Origin of the sequence: Acetivibrio mesophilus, assembly GCF_004102745.1 — a bacterium.
Lineage (GTDB): Bacteria > Bacillota > Clostridia > Acetivibrionales > Acetivibrionaceae > Hungateiclostridium > Hungateiclostridium mesophilum.
Map to the genome: position 1 here is coordinate 127,883 of NZ_RLII01000003.1, position 18,718 is coordinate 146,600.

At 37.0% G+C, this 18,718-nt stretch carries 17 protein-coding genes; 4 read left to right on the plus strand and 13 right to left on the minus strand.

Annotated features, from left to right (window positions below):
• Positions 1 to 2 precede the first annotated feature (2 nt).
• The 5 genes from EFD62_RS04280 to EFD62_RS04300 all read right to left on the minus strand — a co-directional run bounded on the left by EFD62_RS04280 (position 3) and on the right by EFD62_RS04300 (position 6,927).
• Complete coding sequence (locus EFD62_RS04280) at positions 3 to 830, minus strand: purine-nucleoside phosphorylase (protein ID WP_069193354.1); 828 nt, start codon at positions 828 to 830, stop codon at positions 3 to 5.
• A 164-nt stretch (positions 831 to 994) separates the two neighbouring features.
• The gene (locus EFD62_RS04285) at positions 995 to 2,170 is read right to left on the minus strand and encodes an MFS transporter (RefSeq protein WP_235832562.1); all 1,176 of its coding nucleotides are present in this window, start codon (positions 2,168 to 2,170) and stop codon (positions 995 to 997) included.
• Between the two features lie 162 nt (positions 2,171 to 2,332).
• Entirely contained in the window at positions 2,333 to 3,721 is a 1,389-nt protein-coding gene (locus EFD62_RS04290; protein ID WP_128705792.1) for a SpoVR family protein, read from the minus strand.
• Between the two features lie 23 nt (positions 3,722 to 3,744).
• Entirely contained in the window at positions 3,745 to 4,959 is a 1,215-nt protein-coding gene (yhbH, locus tag EFD62_RS04295) for a sporulation protein YhbH (protein ID WP_128705793.1), read from the minus strand.
• 39 nt (positions 4,960 to 4,998) lie between these two features.
• A complete protein-coding gene (locus EFD62_RS04300) occupies positions 4,999 to 6,927 on the minus strand; it encodes a PrkA family serine protein kinase (protein ID WP_069193350.1) in 1,929 nt (642 codons plus the stop codon).
• A gap of 476 nt (positions 6,928 to 7,403) precedes the next feature.
• On the opposite strand from EFD62_RS04300, the gene EFD62_RS04305 reads away from it, so the two are divergent.
• A complete protein-coding gene (locus tag EFD62_RS04305) occupies positions 7,404 to 8,924 on the plus strand; it encodes a glycosyltransferase family 39 protein (RefSeq protein WP_069193349.1) in 1,521 nt (506 codons plus the stop codon).
• Positions 8,925 to 9,022: 98 nt separating this feature from the next.
• Here the strand turns inward: EFD62_RS04305 and EFD62_RS04310 are convergent, their stop codons facing one another.
• From EFD62_RS04310 to EFD62_RS04325, 4 genes are all read right to left on the minus strand, one after another.
• Positions 9,023 to 9,538: a hypothetical protein gene (locus tag EFD62_RS04310; RefSeq protein WP_069193348.1), complete on the minus strand. Its 516-nt coding sequence runs from the start codon at positions 9,536 to 9,538 to the stop codon at positions 9,023 to 9,025.
• Positions 9,539 to 9,633: 95 nt separating this feature from the next.
• A complete protein-coding gene (locus EFD62_RS04315) occupies positions 9,634 to 10,176 on the minus strand; it encodes a GNAT family N-acetyltransferase (RefSeq protein ID WP_069193347.1) in 543 nt (180 codons plus the stop codon).
• A gap of 183 nt (positions 10,177 to 10,359) precedes the next feature.
• Entirely contained in the window at positions 10,360 to 11,109 is a 750-nt protein-coding gene (locus EFD62_RS04320) for a Nif3-like dinuclear metal center hexameric protein (RefSeq protein WP_069193346.1), read from the minus strand.
• 136 nt (positions 11,110 to 11,245) lie between these two features.
• Positions 11,246 to 11,542 carry a hypothetical protein gene (locus EFD62_RS04325; RefSeq protein ID WP_069193345.1) on the minus strand — a complete coding sequence of 99 codons (297 nt, stop codon included), beginning with the start codon at positions 11,540 to 11,542 and terminating at the stop codon, positions 11,246 to 11,248.
• A 370-nt stretch (positions 11,543 to 11,912) separates the two neighbouring features.
• Between EFD62_RS04325 and EFD62_RS04330 the strand changes: the two genes are divergently transcribed.
• Entirely contained in the window at positions 11,913 to 13,703 is a 1,791-nt protein-coding gene (locus tag EFD62_RS04330; RefSeq protein ID WP_128705794.1) for a hypothetical protein, read from the plus strand.
• Between the two features lie 77 nt (positions 13,704 to 13,780).
• On the plus strand, positions 13,781 to 14,362 hold the full coding sequence (locus EFD62_RS04335; protein WP_069193343.1) for a hypothetical protein: 582 nt from the start codon (positions 13,781 to 13,783) through the stop codon (positions 14,360 to 14,362).
• Positions 14,363 to 14,475: 113 nt separating this feature from the next.
• On the opposite strand, the gene EFD62_RS04340 is transcribed toward EFD62_RS04335, so the two are convergent.
• The 4 genes from EFD62_RS04340 to EFD62_RS04355 form a co-directional block, all read right to left on the minus strand.
• A complete protein-coding gene (locus EFD62_RS04340; RefSeq protein ID WP_069193342.1) occupies positions 14,476 to 15,840 on the minus strand; it encodes a TrpB-like pyridoxal phosphate-dependent enzyme in 1,365 nt (454 codons plus the stop codon).
• Positions 15,841 to 16,063: 223 nt separating this feature from the next.
• Positions 16,064 to 17,002 carry a hypothetical protein gene (locus EFD62_RS04345; RefSeq protein ID WP_069193341.1) on the minus strand — a complete coding sequence of 313 codons (939 nt, stop codon included), beginning with the start codon at positions 17,000 to 17,002 and terminating at the stop codon, positions 16,064 to 16,066.
• Between the two features lie 410 nt (positions 17,003 to 17,412).
• On the minus strand, positions 17,413 to 17,793 hold the full coding sequence (locus EFD62_RS04350; protein WP_069193340.1) for a sulfite exporter TauE/SafE family protein: 381 nt from the start codon (positions 17,791 to 17,793) through the stop codon (positions 17,413 to 17,415).
• Between the two features lie 22 nt (positions 17,794 to 17,815).
• Positions 17,816 to 18,190: a sulfite exporter TauE/SafE family protein gene (locus tag EFD62_RS04355; RefSeq protein WP_069193339.1), complete on the minus strand. Its 375-nt coding sequence runs from the start codon at positions 18,188 to 18,190 to the stop codon at positions 17,816 to 17,818.
• 211 nt (positions 18,191 to 18,401) lie between these two features.
• Here EFD62_RS04355 and clpS point away from each other — a divergent pair, with 211 nt between their 5' ends.
• Positions 18,402 to 18,701: an ATP-dependent Clp protease adapter ClpS gene (gene clpS, locus EFD62_RS04360; RefSeq protein WP_069193338.1), complete on the plus strand. Its 300-nt coding sequence runs from the start codon at positions 18,402 to 18,404 to the stop codon at positions 18,699 to 18,701.
• Positions 18,702 to 18,718: the final 17 nt, after the last annotated feature.

Here is an 18,718-nt window from a genome sequence, read left to right on the forward strand (position 1 = left end):
TTTTATACCTCCCAGGCAGATATTACTCTTTTAACCAAAAGAGTGAAATTATTTTCGGCTTCTTTTGCTGTTCTCATAACCTCTTCATGATTTAACGGTTGATCGAGAATTCCTGCTGCCATATTGGTTATGCACGAAATTCCCAACACATTCATATTGGCATGTCGAGCGGCAATAACTTCTGGAACCGTAGACATACCGACGGCATCGGCTCCCAATATACCAAGGGCCTTTATCTCTGAAGGCGTCTCATACATAGGACCTTGGGCGAAAGCATAGACTCCTTCTTTGACATTTACCCCTACATCCGAAGCGGCCTTCTTGCATATTTCAATAAGTTTCGGACTGTATGCTTTGCTCATGTCCGGAAACCTTAATCCAAACTCATTTATATTTTTGCCTCTTAATGGGGATGGAGCAAAAAAGCTTATGTGATCTTTGATAATCATCAGATCTCCCGGTTTAAAATTTCTGTTTATTCCACCAGAAGCATTTGTGACAATAAGATTGTCTATTCCCAGCATTTTGAAGACCCTGACTGGAAAAACAATCTGGGAAACATCATATCCTTCATAGTGATGAAAACGCCCCTTCATGGCAATTACGCGACGGTTTCCCAAAAGTCCGTATACAAATTTGCCGGCATGTCCTTCAACTGTAGTCAATGGAAAGTTCGGTACATCCTTATAATCAATCTCAATGCTGCTTTCAATCTCATCCGCCAAAGGACCCAAACCCGAACCGAGGACAACAGCAATCTGCGGCGTTTCCTTTATTATCCCTTTAATAAACGAGGCAGTTTCTAAAGCTTTTTCGTAGATATTGTCCATTTTCAACCTCCTTGAGGATATAGTATTATACAGTATGTATTTTTCTTATAAATCTATTGTTTTATTTATTACCATAAATTAAACATACACTAAATTATAGTATCATATATTGACACAAAAAGACAAGGTTACTTTTCCAAAAAAGACGCACAAAACCGGATAGATCACATTCTGGCAAGTTTTTCTCTTTTTGACCTTACGAAAAATATTGCACCAAAAACAACAATCCAAACAAGAATAATTAGAGCATTGGCGAAAAATACCTGTCTTATTCCAATAAAGTCACTGAGTGCACCTCCGCCTATACTTCCAATTATTTTAGACAACCCCACACCTACAACAGCATTTATAGTCTGTCCTGATGCCTTCAATTCACTAGGAACTTCGTTATTTATATAGATTGACATGGAATAGGCCAAAACTATAAATGTAAAACCATGAAGAATTTGGAGTGCAAGTATCACATAAATGTTGTCAACCAAACCGAATGCCGCCCATCTTATAATCGATACAAATGCGGCCCCGAACAGTGTCAGTTTAATTCCCAATCGTTTTATTATGCCATCGCCAATAATAAGAAAAAGTACTTCGCTTATCGATGCAATAAATATCGCCCATCCAATAATGGTGTTATCTGCACCCATGCTTTTGTAGTAAATTGAAAAGAAGGAATTATAAAAACCTATGGAAGTATGAACAGCAATTGTAAGCCCAATAAGCAGCACAAGCTCCCGATTCTTGAAAAGCTCAAGTATGGAAAGCTTATTCTGATTTGACTGATGCCCCTTTACAGTCGGCATCCTGAATATTGTCAAAAACGTCATAATCCCCATTACAAAGCATATAAGGAAAATCCCGTTGACATTTTTCTTTGTCAATACCCCTGCAAGAACTGCCATAACTGCATACCCCAATGTTCCCGCAAGCCTTATAGGACCATATTTCCATCGGGTAGCAGTAATATATTCCAATGTAATAGCATCCCCTATCGGAACAATAGGTGTCTGAAAAAAGGCATAAACAACCATTACCGCGAATATATAATAGTAATTGCCCGAAATACCAAACAGCAAAGTGCCTAGGCTGCTAAAAAGCACTAAGGTTTTTAGTACATTGTTCTTCGCTTTTGCTCGGTCACTTATTACGCCCCACATGGGTTGAGCAAAAAGACCGACAAAGGAGCTTATCGAAAGTAATGTTCCTATATCAGTATTGTCGTAACCCAGCTCATCCAGATACACAGGCATAAATACGCTAAAGACAGCAAATCCCATATAAAGCAAGGAATAGAATAAAATAAAAGAATACGGGTATTTTTCAGAATGTTTAAGATTATCCAAAATGATCCTGCCCCTTATTTGATTTTTTAGAAGCTTATATTAAGATATTCTACACCTACAAGAATTCGATGTCCAGAAATAAAAATGCAAGCAAAAGGCACCAAAAAAAAACAGTCCCTTCTGACCCAAGTCTTGAGGTCGGAAAGAACTGTTTTAATTCACTTAAGCGTCCATTAAAGCAACTCTTTTTTCCTCGTCACATATAATGAGCTTTCTTTTATTATCAATGTTTGTAATGAGCATGACCTTTCCGTCCCAGAGATCAACTATATGTTTCAAGGTCTCATATGCATAACTCAATTCAATTTCCCTGCCATCATATTCATGTTCTAAAATCAGTGTATTGTCCTTTTGCACCCATTCCGACACCTTTATAACAGGTATGCCGGAAAGCCCCACACTATTTGCTATTGTATCTCTTATACTTTCCCAACCTTCTTCGTCAGATACTTCTGTTATGATATAGCTGCTGCCGATCTTGGTATATTCAAAGAGATTCATTTCCTCACAAAGCTCCCGGGTAAGATACCTTCTTATAAAGGACTGATCCCTTTCAATTTCTCTTACTTCAAATATTATCTGCGGGTTGTCTTCATGCCTTTTTCTTAGGTCTTCAAAAATTTTAAATCCAATATAATAAGGATTCAACTGTCCTAAGAGGGGCCTTATAACTTGATTGTGCCTTTTTAAAAACTCTAAATGAAGTCCTTGTTCAAGGTTTAGCTTATTTAATATGTTATAATGCCAAAAGCTTGCCCATCCTTCATTCATTATCTTGGTCTCAATCTGAGGAAGAAAATACAGTGTCTCCTCTCTAACAATGCTAAGAATATCCCGCTCCCATTCTGAGAGCTTACTGTACTTCATAATAAACAAAAGCATATCCTCTTCGGGTTCAACAGGAATCTTCTTAAAATCCGGAGGCACTTCCTCATCTTTTGGCCTAGGCTCTAGCAGAGGATACTCGCTTTTAGGCCTTCTATACCTTTGGAGCATCTCCCTTCTTTTCTCTTCCTGGGACAGTACCTTTACACCGATATTGCGCGATATCTGATACTTTATAGCATGAGCAGCGTTCAGTATTTTTTCCACTTTGGCATAACCTATCCCCGGGTCTTGTATATACTCTCGAATCCTATTTGCATGGTTTTTAAACATCTCTACCGTGTCTTTGGCCCTTGTGCCAAGTTTAAAAAGCCGGTTGTTCTTAAAAAAGTCGTTGTGCCCGTAAACATGGGCTATAGTCAATATCTGCAAAAGCAGTGTATTGTCTTTCATAAGATAGGCTATGCACGGGTCCGAGTTTATAACCATCTCATAAGGCAATCCGGTTAAATTGTATTTGTGAAGGGTTTTGGTTCGCTCATAGTTCTTTCCATAGCTCCAATGAGGGTAGTGCGAAGGCATACCTACATAGGTTTCATAGCCAATCATATCCTCGTAGCTACATATTTCAAACTCTTGCTCATAATAATCAAGGCCTTCGGCACGGGCTATCTCTTCTATTTTCTCATTCCATTCAAGTAATTCCTGCATGCTGTATTCAGTCATCTTTTCACCCCCATTTGCATCCGTTACTCTCCCTCTTTTTCAAGGAGCTTCTTTAATCCCGGAAGCACGTCATCCTTACTGGTCATTGTAATGATAGAAAAGTTCTTCCTTTTGATACTTTTCTGGAACTCATTTTTAATTGTACTGCCGGAAGAATAATAGCCCGGAACTATTTCACCGTATCCGAACAAATTGCAAATATCGCAAAGCTTTTGCCCGAGTTCAACAGCTCTTTTATTGTCCTCAGACCAGTTGTCGCCGTCACTGCAGTGAAAAGCATATATATTCCAGCTATTAGGGTTATATCTCTGCTCGATTATTTCTAGCGCCTTTTCATAGCCGCTGCTGATATACGTCCCCCCCGATTCACCCCTATGGAAAAACTCGTTTTCATTGACTTCTTTCGCAGTGGTAGTATGGGCTATGAAAACAACATCAACATTGGCATATTTTAATTTAATAAACTGGTACAGCAGGAAGTAAAAGCTCCTGGCCAGGTATTTTTTTGTCTGATCCATAGAACCGGAAACGTCCATAATACAGATAACCACCGCATTAAAGTCCTTCTTGCGATCTTCTCGAACTCTCCTATATCGCAAATCATCCTCACTAAAAGGAAATCTCTTTTTGCTGTCATCTTCTATGTTCTGTACTATATCATCTTCTTCTCTTTCTTCTTCCGAATCGATTAAGCTTCTATTATTTCTTAGATATCCTTGCTTTCTTTTTATTTTTTCAATAACGGAACGCTTCTTGGCAAGCCTTGGAGGTATGCCTTTTCGCTGATAGCCAAGGTTTTTATAGCTTCTGATGGATTCTAGTTCTGCAATCTTCTTTTTATCTATATCCGGAAGGTTCATATCATCAAACAGATAATTTATGAGTTCCTCAATGGTAATCTCTGTCTCATAAATCTCTTCCCCTTCCTGATTTCCAGCCTGCCCGGATCCCTGCCCTTTTTTACCTGCCTTCTCCCCACCGATTTTTTCTCCGCGCTTTTCACTTCCATCCCCAGAACCGGCAGAAGGACCGTTTTTTCCGTATACAAACTGGTATTCCTTAATACCCTTTATGGGTATTTTTATTTTTTTGTCCTTGCTCTGTCCGATGATGCTTTCCTCTGCAATGATATTGCCAATATTCTTTTTTATAGATTCTTCAACCAATTCCTTGTGGCGCCGCCTGTCTTCAGCTGCCCGGTCCCTGCCGCTGTTGACATATTCCCTGAAAATAGCCATCTATATCACCCCCGGTTTGTTTTTGCTGGATTAAGGGGTTTAATCCTTCCACAAATTGTTAGCCGCATACTTCAAAATAACATTGCAGCAATGGTCGCAGTATCCATTCTTTTTCATCTCTTCAACCATTGTATCGTACTTTTCGCCCTGCTCTTTGTCCCTTACCTTTGCCTGTGTAATAACTCTGCTGAGCTCCTTGACTGATGCTGTAAGCTTCTTTTCTATAGCCTCCTTCAAAGGCTCGTAGCTGCTAAAGTCAAGCTTACCTCCATTTCTTAGAACGTAGAACATATATGCTGTAACATCCGCTCTAAATCCCTTTGCAGAAGTATCCGTAATTCCTATTTGCTCTTCTATGGATCTTAGGAACTTCTCATCTGGTTCAAGCTCTTCTCCTGTATTCCTATCCTTTATCTTGGTCTTGTTCACAAAGGCCTCTGCATGATCAAGGTAGTTGTTAAAGAGGCTTTCCGCCTGTTCCCTATAACCATGAATAAACGCCTTTGTAATTTCCTTTTCTAAAATCTTGTTGTACTCTTTTCTTATACTGTCCTGCACAAACCTTAGATATCTCTCCCTTTCTTCCTCGCCGATTGCCAGATCCTTTACCGATTTAACCAGTGTCTCCATAACCGAAATAGGGTTAATGCAGTTATGATCGGACTCCGACAGTGTTGTATCCAGCGCCTTCATAATAAATCTGGTGGAAATACCGGTCATTCCTTCTCTCTGCGCCTCTTCCTTCAGTTCGAAAATATCTATTTTTCTGGTCATACCTTTTTCAATTACTTCCTCGCCGTTGTATATCTTGAGCTTGGTTATAGGGTCCACCTTGTTTGAGGGCGCAAGTCTTGTCAGTATTGCAAACATTGAAGCAATCTCAATGGTGTGGGGTGCTATATGAGCGTCAAACTTACTCTTCTTCAGTATTTTTTCATATATTTTTATTTCTTCGTTGAGTTCCAGACAATACGGAACCTCGATTTTTACAATTCTATCAAGGATTGCTTCGTTGGTGTGGTCGGACTTAAACTTGTTCCATTCCGCCTCATTGGAATGGGCAAGAATTATACCGTCAAAGTATATCATCGAACCTTTTCCGGGCGATGGAATCGATTTCTCCTGAGTAGCCGTAATCATCGTATGCAGATACTCCGTCTCATTTTTAAACACTTCTATAAATTCAACAATACCGCGGTTTCCAACATTGAATGCACCATTTAACGAAAGAACTCTAGGGTCATCTTCCGGATACAAATCTATCTTGGATATGTCAACACTGCCTATAAGAACCGATGTGTCCTGATTGTTGGGGTCAACGGGAGGTACTACTCCGATTCCTTTTCTTGACCTGATAGAAAAATCCACCGTCTCAACAGGAAACTTTTCATATTCTCCATTAAACTCATTTTTTAGCCTATAGCGGCAAACAGGGCACAGATCCCCTTCTATCCTGACATTTAATATGTCTTCAAATTCCTTTCTCAGATGTTTTGGAACAAGATGCAAAGGTTCCTCCCTCATCGGACATCCCTTCAATGCATAAATAGAAGGACTCATTTCCAACGCACGTTTTATGGCTTCCATCAACGATGACTTACCTGCACCAACCGGTCCTACCAAGTAAAGCACCTGTCTTGCTTCTTCTCCTGCCATAGCTGCAGAATGGAAATACCTAACTATTTTCATGATTGTTTTATCGATTCCAAAAAACTCATCATCAAAAAACTTATACTTTTTTATGACATCATTTCCATAAATCCTTCGAAGTCTGGGATTTTCATCGGTTTGTATTATGCTTACACCCGGTTTTGTGATGAGCTGATACATTCTTTGATGTGCAAGCATTGTAATCTCGGGGTTTTCTTTCACAATATCGAGGTACTCAAGGAATGTTCCTTCAAACCTTTTACTCTTGTGTTCTTCTCTGTCCTTACGTATAATGCTTGAGAAATCTCGTTTTTCCATGCTTATTCCCCCTCTTTCTTCTGGAATATTCGTTGAAATATGTTTCTTCCTTCCATGATCAAAGCCTTTTTCAACCTATTAATATTGATACCATCACTAAATTCTAAATAATGAAAAATAGAATTATGATATTACTTTATATGGTTGACTACCGTATAAGTTTCATATTTCCATATATATTACTGAATTAAATATAAAATACTCTGATTCGGAACTGATTTACAAAAAACGATGGACTTAAATTCTGTCGTTTCAAATGTAAAAGCAGAATTATATAGAATTGCTATATTTTTATTATAACATAATAGTATCTTATTAACCATATCTTTGAATAGAAAGCATGGAAAAAATATTTTTACCATATTGATATTTTAATGATATTCTATGCTATAATGAATTTATCAATCATTAACTTTCCAGAGATTTGCAAAACTCAAGTTTTGTAGGTATCGATAATAAAGGAGATGATATTTTCTATGAATTCTAAGATTTCTAAATTCGATTTTAAGTCTATTATCATCTGGACCATTATCTTTCTGGCAGGGCTCTGGTATCTGACAATAGGAATCGGTCATGAAACCTTGTGGTATGATGAATCTTATTCTGCCGCCATTATCAACAATTCAATACCTGATATTATTAGAATCACTGCAAGTGACAGTCACCCACCTTTATATTTTATAATGCTCAAAATTTTTAGTATTGTATTTGGACGCACAGAATCTGCTTTAAGACTTTTATCGGTATTAGGAGTACTGGCCTTGGCGGCCCTTGGCACAGGACCGGTAAGGCGAATATTTGACAAATTCACAGGTATGATATACTCATTCTGTGTAATCGCTGTCCCCATAAGCCTGTCAATTGGGCAAGAAACCAGAATGTATACATGGGCAGCTTTCTTTGTTACTGCCAGTGCTCTATATGGGTATCTTGCGGTGCAACAGGGCAAAACATCCGATTGGGTTAAATTTGGACTAACTACGTTAGCATCTGCTTTTACTCATTATTATGCTCTGCTTGCTGTGACTATTTTAAATGCTCTGCTTTTTGTTTGGCTACTTGCCAAATTCATAATAAAAAAAGAAAAAAAGAATTTACTAAGTTATTCAATTACTGCAGGAGCTGTAGTATTGTGTTATTCTCCATGGATTTTTATATTATTCAATCAGGCAAAAAAAGTTAGTAAATCTTTCTGGATACCACCTGTCACAAGTAATGTTATCTGGCAAACCTTAATGTATCCGTTCAGAGCAAAATTTTGGGAATTTAGAGAGGCTAAGACGTATTTTATTTGTGCAGTAGTATTCATACTATGGGGATTAGTATTTTCTATAATAAAACGCAAGCAGCAAGGATTAATGTCTTTGCTTGCAGCACTGGTATACTCATTAACTTTGATAGGTGCTATTGTTCTATCCAATGTAATCAGGCCACTTTTGGTTGAAAGATACATATTTCCTGTTGTAGGATTGTTTGTTTTAGCCTTTGTATATGGAATATCTATGATGAATAATAAAGGGGCTTCAATATTTGTTTGCTTGGCATTACTGGTTGTTGCAATTTCACAAAACAGTATGGTTATTTCGCTAAGATTTAACGGCCCGATGAAAGAAGTTTGCGATTATGTTAATGAGAGTGTAACTTCAGAAGATGTTTTTATTCATTCTGATGAACATACCTTCGGAACCTTTTGCTACTATTATCCCAACAATAAGCATTATCTATACTTGCCTCCGACCTTCGGAGGATACAGCGGATATGATGCGTTCTCTTCTAATGGGTCCTATGGGTCAGATGTCAAGGGATTTATACAAGGTCGTGAAAATATATGGCTTGTGGACCGGGAAGGATCTACAACCACCCCATACGCATATTCATTGTTTAGTGACGGTATCCTAAAGGGTAAAGGCAGTATTCAGCGTTTTGATGCTTATCCGTTTTCTTTCTACGCTATTTCGCTAAGGAAGGTTGAAGCTGGAGATGCCGCAAAAGACTAAATTGATAGAAGTTTCAATATAATCAACAATTGCCGCCCTTCACAGAAAGAATTCAGGAAGTGGCGGCTTTTAACTTTCCTCATTGGGGTATTCCCATTCTATTCAGGTAATATATCCTTCAATAAATCAAACCTTTTCAAGGCATTAATATATTCTGCAACACATACAAAATTTTGAAGGTCTTTTTCGTCAACTCCACAAAAAGCACACATTTCATCCCAAAGCATTGTACTTCCTTCTACCATGAAAAAACCTGTCACTTCATCAATGCCAACAAAAATCTTGGTAATATCCCCACCCCAAATATCCATCGAGTCTTTATTCTCATCCCGATAAAAAACTTCACCATTACCTGCGTTCTCAAGATAAAAAGCTCTTGGAATTGGAGTTTTACCTTCCGGTAGTTTTTCTTCATAAACCTTATTCATGGTAACATTATAAATGATTGCATCCGTAGCTCTTTTTTCATGTATCTCGGTCAAGATATATTTATTTTGCAGATATTCAAGTAACTCCTGCCCTGATTTTCTGTTTGGTTTTAGTATATCTTTATACTGCATCCAAATAGATTTCCATTCTCCAAGAATTTCTGGGGTCGGTTCTTTTGTTATCATATTGCCCTCCTTGTAAACCAGGCATAAGCAGTACCGGTTGCTTCGTCAATTCGAAACGGGTAATTTTCTTTCATAATTCTTTCTCCTTTTAGTTCCTATAAACCATACCATTCATCTTTTAAGATTGCATATTCATATGTATCAACCCAAATGCATTCGCCCATCTCATCCCGTTTAAAAAATATATTTTTAAGTAAATGTCCCTCTCTCCTCATTTCTAAGCGTTCCAACAGCTTCCATGATGCTATGTTTTCCGGATTGCACATAGCAACTATTCTACGTGCCTTCAACTTTTTGAATCCATAATCGATAACTGCCTTACAGCTTTCTGTGGCATATCCGTTACCATAATACTGAGGATTAAAAACGTATCCAATTTCCCAGTTTGAAAATTCCTTTGGTTCCTGTTGATTAAAATAAACATTGCCTATCAGTTTATTATTGACTTTTAAGCATACAGCCCAAAAAGCTTCATTTGATGAACGTTTAACAGCTTCATTTTTACAATCTTCTTCCGTAAAAATACCGTATGGCTCATATCTTACTACTTGTTCTTTAGAAAGATATTCATATAAATCCTTCCAATCATCGGGAGAAAATCTCCTTAGTATTAATCTATCGGTTTCTATTATAGCCATTTTATGTCCTCACTTTTATTAAATTGCTTAACTAAATCAGCCTTAATAGCAGCACACAATAATAAACTATGTGGTATTTATGTAAGCTATATGTATATTACAATCAATTACTTTTTTCTTCTTATCTTCTGATATTTGCTTAAAATTCTTAGCAAAACGCAACGGTAATCCACAATTCTCCGATCATTCCTTATGTTCTTCATTTAATCTTATGATATCGATATCAGGGTATCCATCTTTAATTTTTTCGCATAAACTCTGCACCCCGAATATTTCTGTATATGTATGACTGCCAACAATAAGATTTATTCCGGCAAACTCACAATATTGAACTGTATACAGTGTCTTTTCTCCTGTTATTAAGACATCGCAGTTATGCTCCACATGTTCCTTTATATCGGAAGTCATGTGCCCTGCCCCTGACATAAAACCTATCTTTTTGATCTTCCTGTCGTTATTTTTCCAACTCTTAACCTTCTCACCCAATATATCTTCCACTTTAGATATCAATACCTCAAAATCTATCGGTTTCTCAAGTTCTCCAATCCGCCCACAATAAAAATGTCCACTTTGCAAATTTACCTTATCCAAATTATATAAACCGATTCTATTCATAAAAGAGACGTTTGTTCCAAAGTCTGCATCATCCAAAGGCATATGAAAATAAAAGTGAGATATGTTGTATTTCTTAAGAGCGTCAATACAATAATCCTTCATTCCATATATAAACTCCCATGCATCATGGTGTGAAATTATTAGATTAACACCTTGCATAACGGCACTTTTTACTGTTTCAGGGGTTAAATTGGTGGCATAACCGATTTTCTTGATCTCGAGGGTATCATCAACATAGAATCCGAACTCTCCCTCAACCGTCAGCTTGGTTTCATCAAATAAACCAATTACATATTCTTTTAAGTCAGATGCTTTCATAATAATCCTCCTGTCTATTCGATTTATTTCGGAACTGATCACCAGCGTAATTAGCGAGAATCACGTATATCTATGTCCGTCACTTATTAATTTAAATTTACTCCATATATCGTTCGATAAAGCTTATGTAAAAATGTCATGCACCAGTCTGTTTCTGTAGCCTTACTTTGCTACTGATTCTTCTATATATCCACATTATAGGATACCATAGTATGATAGAATGGATTACACCTACAATTGCAAATATAATTGGCGAAGATATTAATCCTAACAAACCTGCTAATATTCCGTAATAAGCCGTTTTATTAATATAAACCGGAACGTTATGATTAAAAGTACAAACAAAGAACAATATAACACCAATTCCTACTCCAGCATAGGTATAATAAAGAGTACTTTTTTTCATCACTTTCTTAAGATTTACTGTCTTCATGAATAAAACTCCTCCCCTTCAATTTCAAATATTATTTTATTCTCCAAACACTTAACTTCAAGCCTTTCACAAAAAATGAGCTATAAAAAGCGTGGCTACCGTTAATACTTTCTTTTACTTAATTTCTCAATATTTTTACACTTCAGCCAGTTTGCGGAACTTCTAAATTATTTTCTAAAATTAATTGCATAAATATATTATACAAATTGTTACCATGGTAGACAAGTAGATGAAGTATAAACATTTTATTATATACCAAGGAAACACCCACATTTTACCTAATCAAATCTTTCTGTTTTAATGATATAATATTGTTCAGATAATAATTATATACGAGCAAACATTTTTAATTTTCAATAAGGAGGATGTCATGAAGAACTTATATAAATATTCAAAAAACATCGTTTTATTTATAACATCCTCTCTTGCAGGAGTGGTACTCTTTCTCTGGGTAATGTCAATAAACCTGGGTACCTCCATTATGACTTCCGATTTTCACAGGGATTTGTTCGAAAAAAACAATATTTACTATGAGACTCAGAGTGAGATTAATAATCTGGTGCAAAGTATATTTATTGATTTAAGCAGCCAACTGCCACAACTTAGCGACCAACAAAAAGAAATATTCGCCATACTTCAGGACTCCATTTCACCGGAAATGATTAAAATGAACATTGATACAATTGCCGACGGTCTATTCAAATACTTCAAAGGCGAAAAAAGCTTTTTGCCCGACATCATTATTGATACAGACTCACTGTCTTCAGAAAATCTAAAGGAGGTAAAAGAAGATTCTTTAGAAGATATCTCCGATACTACAGATTCCGAGTATGTCTTAAGCAAAATAAAACGGGTCAATCTCAATGCTATACTGTTGTCAATAAATCGCAGTGATGTTTTAGATATGCTACTTTTTATTAAGCTACTCTATTTCATCATAGATTTTGTACCGGTATTTTGCGTTTTGATTCTGGTATTGTTATTCCTAAAAGCACTATTATTCAGCAGAAATCTAAAAGAAATGCTAAAATGGTTGTTCGGATTATTTATGACTTGCGGTATTTTGAATATTATAACCGCAATATTCTGCATGGTGTATTCCTACAAAATCCTTCCCGAGAATATGTATATGCTCTCTGTAAGCATTCCGCTGAAATCCGAAATCCTTTTATCCTATGTTCAGGATTGCCTTATCCCAATATTTGTGTTTTGCATAGCTTCAGGTATCCTCATGACACTAGTATCTTTTTTAGTTCTCTCATTTAACGGTCCTGCGGATAAATTCAGCTTAATAAATATATTTAAATTAAAGCTTTCAGCCAAACACAGAAAATTATTGGAATACACAGTTATAACACTATTACTGGTTTTTTCGCTTTCATTTCTTTGTTTTGAACTGTACTCCTTTAAGAAAGACTTTGAATCTAGTAATTTTTCAAATTTGATATCAAGACTGACTAATTCAAATTCTTATACTGAAATAATATCCGCAAAAGACGATACAATTTATACGCTTCAGATTAAACTTGTTGACATAGAAGACAATTCCCCAGTTTCGGGTATTCAAATAAGTGTAAACGGCAAAACAGATAACCCTGAAAAGTACCATAATATCGCAGGCATAACCGATGAGGCTGGCACCGTTAAATTTACACTGGGAAAAGGAACCTTCCACCTAATATTTTCTCCTGTGGGCGGGTCCACTGATTACATTCTGCCGTCTCCATTTTTCTACGACCTAAAATCAGTAGGAACAACCCTGCTTACTGTTAATCTTGATAAATACAATGCAGTAACCCCAAGCACCGGAATCGCCGAAATTGAAGTTCTGGATGAAGACAACCTTCCAGTAAAAGGCATCGAACTTTGTGTAGACAGTTTTGAAACCCCCACACAATACAGCAAACTTACTCCCTATAGAGGTGTCTCAACTTCTACACCTGCAAAAAATCCGGAAGCATCTAGTAATCCCGACAGGTTTTTCTCGGTGACCAACGAAGAAGGTATTGCCGTATTTAGGCTTACTTCGGGTCTTTACAATATAAAATTTTCTCCAGACAAGTTTCCCGAGGATTACAAAATCCCTGAACTCTTTGAAATCAATTGTTCCCCTGACTTGACAACAAGATACACAATACGTCTGGTTAAAGCTCATCAGTAAGTAAAGTAACATAATGCTCCTTTTTCGAATATTATGTATAGCAGATAGCTATGTTTAATATGAAAGGAGAAATCATTATGGATTCATATTTCTACTATCCCTTTGTATCCGATCCATACGCAACATATACACCAACTGTCTGGCAGCCTCAGGACGCTGATGAATTATACTTTTACTCCATGCCCGCTATTGAAAGACAGCCTCAACCGGTATTGAGCAACAGACCTGTCCAAACCTCCATTGTGCTATTCAAGGAACTTACAGGCTATCCAAACTACGGAAACCCCAGCGGCAATGCAGATATTTTATATACCGGCAACCGGGGAGTATGGACATTTGATATGCCTCCCTTATTGCTTGTACAGAGCAATTTGAATGCGCAGCTAGTTATACGAGGAGTACTTGATGACCACACAAATGTTCCTGTAGCAAACTACTCTGCCAGAATAACTATAAACGGTACTGTTGTTCATACAGGCAGGCTTCCTTTAGTTCACGGTTCGCCGGCAGGCCAGCGTTTTAATAACTGGAGGCTTCTCACCTTCAACGTACCGAATCTGAGAAGAAACAATAGAGTTGTAATTGAAAATACTTCAAATACAGGTCCAAATGATTGGATTGCCTTTGACTGGATGGAATTGAGGCTTCAGCCAAGATAACATTAAATCAAGAATTTCACTTTATAAAACACCACAAACAGTAAGCGCACACAATTAATAAACCCTGTTTTCTTTGAAAACAGGGTTTATTATCTAAAATATATCGGAATAAATCAATCAAGCTTCGGCAGGTTATTTATGCTCTTCTCGATTGCTTCTTCAGAATAATCTATATCACTAAGCTTTCCGCCAAAGTAGTTGTCATAGGCCACCATATCAAAATATCCGTGTCCGCTCAAATTAAACAGAATAACTTTTGACTCTCCCGATTCTTTGCATAGTAAAGCTTCGTCGATAGCAGCCTTTATTGCATGGGAAGACTCTGGAGCAGGAATAATCCCTTCAGTCCTTGCAAAAGTAACAGCAGCATCAAAAACTGAATTCTGTCCGTAAGCTTTAGCTTCAATCAATTTGTCTTCATAAAGCTGACTGATTATCGATGAAACCCCGTGGTATCTTAAGCCGCCTGCATGTATTCCCGCAGGTACAAAGTCATGACCCAATGTATACATCTTTGCCAAAGGTCCCATCTTACCTGTATCGGAATAATCATAAGCATATACACCTTTTGTAAGGGTAGGACAGGCAGTTGGTTCAACAGCTACAGTTCTAACATTCGTTCCTTTAAGCTTGTCCGCAAGGAATGGGAAAGCAATTCCCGCAAAGTTTGATCCACCTCCGCAGCAAGCGAAGACTACATCAGGATATTCGTCCAGATACTCCAACTGTTTCTTTGCTTCAAGACCGATAATAGTCTGATGCAAGCATACATGATTCAAAACGCTTCCTAATGCATAATTTGTATCATTGTGGGTAGCCGCATCTTCAACAGCCTCGCTTATTGCAATACCGAGGCTTCCTGTACAATTAGGCTCTCTCTCCAAAATAGCCCTTCCGCTGCTGGTAAGATTGGTAGGACTTGCAAACACTTCAGCTCCAAAGGTTTTCATAAACGAACGCCTGTATGGCTTTTGCTCATAACTAACCTTAACCATATAAACTGTACACTCAAGTCCGAAATAACTACATGCAAGGCTCAGCGCACTTCCCCACTGTCCTGCACCTGTCTCGGTAGAAAGTCTTTTTATGCCGGCAATCTTGTTGTAATAAGCCTGCGGCAGTGATGTGTTAAGCTTATGGCTTCCGGTCGCATTTGTTCCTTCGTACTTATAGTAGATTCTTGCAGGGGTGCCCAAAACCTTTTCAAGTCCTTTAGCCCTGTACAATGGACTCGGTCTCCATTGACGGTACATATCTCTAACTTCATCAGGGATATCAATCCATCTTTCCTCGGAACTTTCTTGTTGAATCAGTTCTAATGGGAATATTGCCTGAAGTTCATCGACAGTCGCCAATTTACCAGTCTTTGAGCTAAAGTAAGGCGCGGGCTTATTAGGCATGTCTGCTACAATATTATACCATTGTTTTGGAATATCTACCTCATCTAGAACTACCTTGGTTACATCCTTTTTACTCATCTTTCTCAACTCTCCTCACAAATTAGTAACATTAATTAATATTTTACTAGAAAAAACTTTGACAATCAACATAAATACGAAATTTATGATATGTATTATGCAGCAGAATAATTGGTTTATAGAGTATTTAATATAAAAAAGTGCATCTAATGATAATCAGACGCACTTTAGTCATTACTATTTTTATCAAGTTATGTAGTTTTTTGAATCTTCTGTATCAGACTCAGATTTTATACCTCATAACGCACACTCTTTTGCTGCCTATCTCCTGCCAGTATTCTATGTGATCGTTATCCTGCTTAAAGTTTTCAAAAGCATAACCCTTAGACTTTATGTATTCGACAATATCTAAGGTGAAAAGAACATCCAACGCCTCTTCGCTTAAATTCGGCAACTTTCTTAATGTAAACTCATCACACAAAGCCTTCAACTGGTCAAAAAGCAGTATCGTGAATGTCCTCTCGCTGTTTTTGTATATTGCATAGCCCGGACGTACTCTGACAATGTCCTCGATAGCAATTTTTCTCTCCACCAACAGCAAATCATTAAGTCTTTTTTCAAGGTATAGGATTTTGCAATTTTCCAGATACTTTAGCAAATCTTTTTCCTTGTAACCCTTAACTTTTTCTAAATTAATTGTGAGAAAATCAGGCTTGTCATTTTTAAACAGAACTAAGGTTGCTACATCTTTGTCGCGATACCATATTTCACCGTCAGTCATGAATATGATCTCACCGTTCAAGTTTTTTTCATTGAATACCGGGAACAAATAAGGATAATCATTAAAGAACTTAACTAGTCTTAGCATAACTCTATTGCCTTCTTTTACAGTAACTGTACATGGTTCTCCCCACATATCCCTATCTATCACAACCATCCTGCCGGCATCAGTGATGTAAATATAGTTCTTCTTGTCCGACTTTTTCAATTCTTTTCTTGTAACATCCAAGAGCCTTTCTAGATTTCTTATCTTATCTTTCTTCAGTGAATTAATAAAGCTGGCTGCCCTCTCCGTCCTTTCATGAATATTATCCACTATACTATCCTTCAAATTTGACAGCATTTCTTTGCTTTGGTCTACCGAGACTTTTGACGCTATAGTTTCCATCAGACCCTTGACACCTTCGTTACCTGTGTCCAATACTTCCTTTTTATTATCCACGAAACACCACCCCTTTATATAAACGAACGAGAAACAGATAAGATGAGAATATTTATTGCATAGATTAATGTGTTTTATAATTATAATATTATGCGAAATCTATTAATTATATTATCATTTTTATTATACCCTATGTCACAAAAAATGCCAAGCCCTAATGCATAAATTATTTAATGTTATAGTTATAAATTTATCTACTGCTTTTTCTCCTGTAGAATTTTTGCTAAAATGGTATGGGAAATTTAAAACAACTTGGAAATATCATTAAACAGAAAAGAGGGAACATTAATTCCGGATATAGTAAATCCTCAGCCCGACCTTCCCAAAGTTGACATACCAAGACCTATTGACCCAGCTGAGCAATTTAATAGGTGAAAGTACAATATAAAGAACAGGGTTTTTTAAGTGTATCAATTCTCTTTGCCCTGTTCCTTATTTCTTTTCTTATCCCTTCTTAGCATTTCATAAAAACCCAGTATCAAAAGAAATATTCCAAAATACTTTTTCAATGATCCTCCAGGTAATGCTATTGCCAATCTGGAGCCCAAGAATGCGCCAATAAGGCCAAAGATAGCAATTGGCACCGTCAACTTAAAGTTAACCCTTTTATTTTTTATATGTACGATAAGGGCTATTACCGCTGTTGGTATAAAAAACAAAAGGTTTACGCTTTGTGCGATATGTTGATCCGGATTAACAAAGAACACCAATGCGGGAATCAGAATTGCTCCGCCTCCAATTCCCATTCCGCTGATTATCCCTGAAGCAAGTCCTATCAAAAAAAGAAGCATTTATCCTCCTTATTATTGCTCATCATATTATCATTCTTACAGCTGCTACTATCATAAACACTGCAAAAACTTTTCTTAGAATATGCGAAGGACAGATATTAAGAAGCTTTGCGCCCAAATATCCTCCTACAACCCCTCCCAGCATGGTTTTTATCGTCAGGCTCCAATCAATATAGCTGTTAGAGACATAAATAAAGGCGCTTACCAACGTTAATGGCAAAATAATTGATATGGCAGTTGCATGGGCTACATGCTCCTCTTCTTTTAGGAGCAAAACCATGGCGGGAACAGCAATTGTCCCTCCCCCGGAGCCAAAAAGTCCGTTTGCAACTCCTGTAACAAGCCCAATTAGTGCAAATTTGATATATTTGGATATTGGAATTCTGCCCTTATTCAATAAAACCACTCCGAACAAATGTTATTCATAACATTTATTCTTGATTAATTTCAAATTAATATTCCACATTTTAATCCAATTCCATAACTTTCTATGAATTACGAACCGATAGTTATTGTATTGAAGTATCCGTATTTGTTATAATTCTATTGTATATAGACAGCATGGGATTTATATAGAAGACAAGCTTTATATGATAGGAGTTGCTTTTATGGCTGAAAAGACAATACTTAAAAGAGAAACCAACCTTGATTTTAATAAGCCTAAAATGTATAAGGTGATTCTTCTTAATGATGACTACACAACAATGGATTTTGTTGTTGAGATACTTATAACGGTTTTTCATAAAAATGCCGCCGATGCGACAAAAATTATGCTTGATGTTCATCAAAAAGGAAGAGGAATTGTTGGTGTATATACCTATGATATTGCCAGAACCAAAATAGCGCTGGTTGAAAAAATGGCAACCGAAAGAGAATTTCCTCTTGCAGCGGTTATGGAGCCGGAATAGCGGCCTCTATTTTTTAC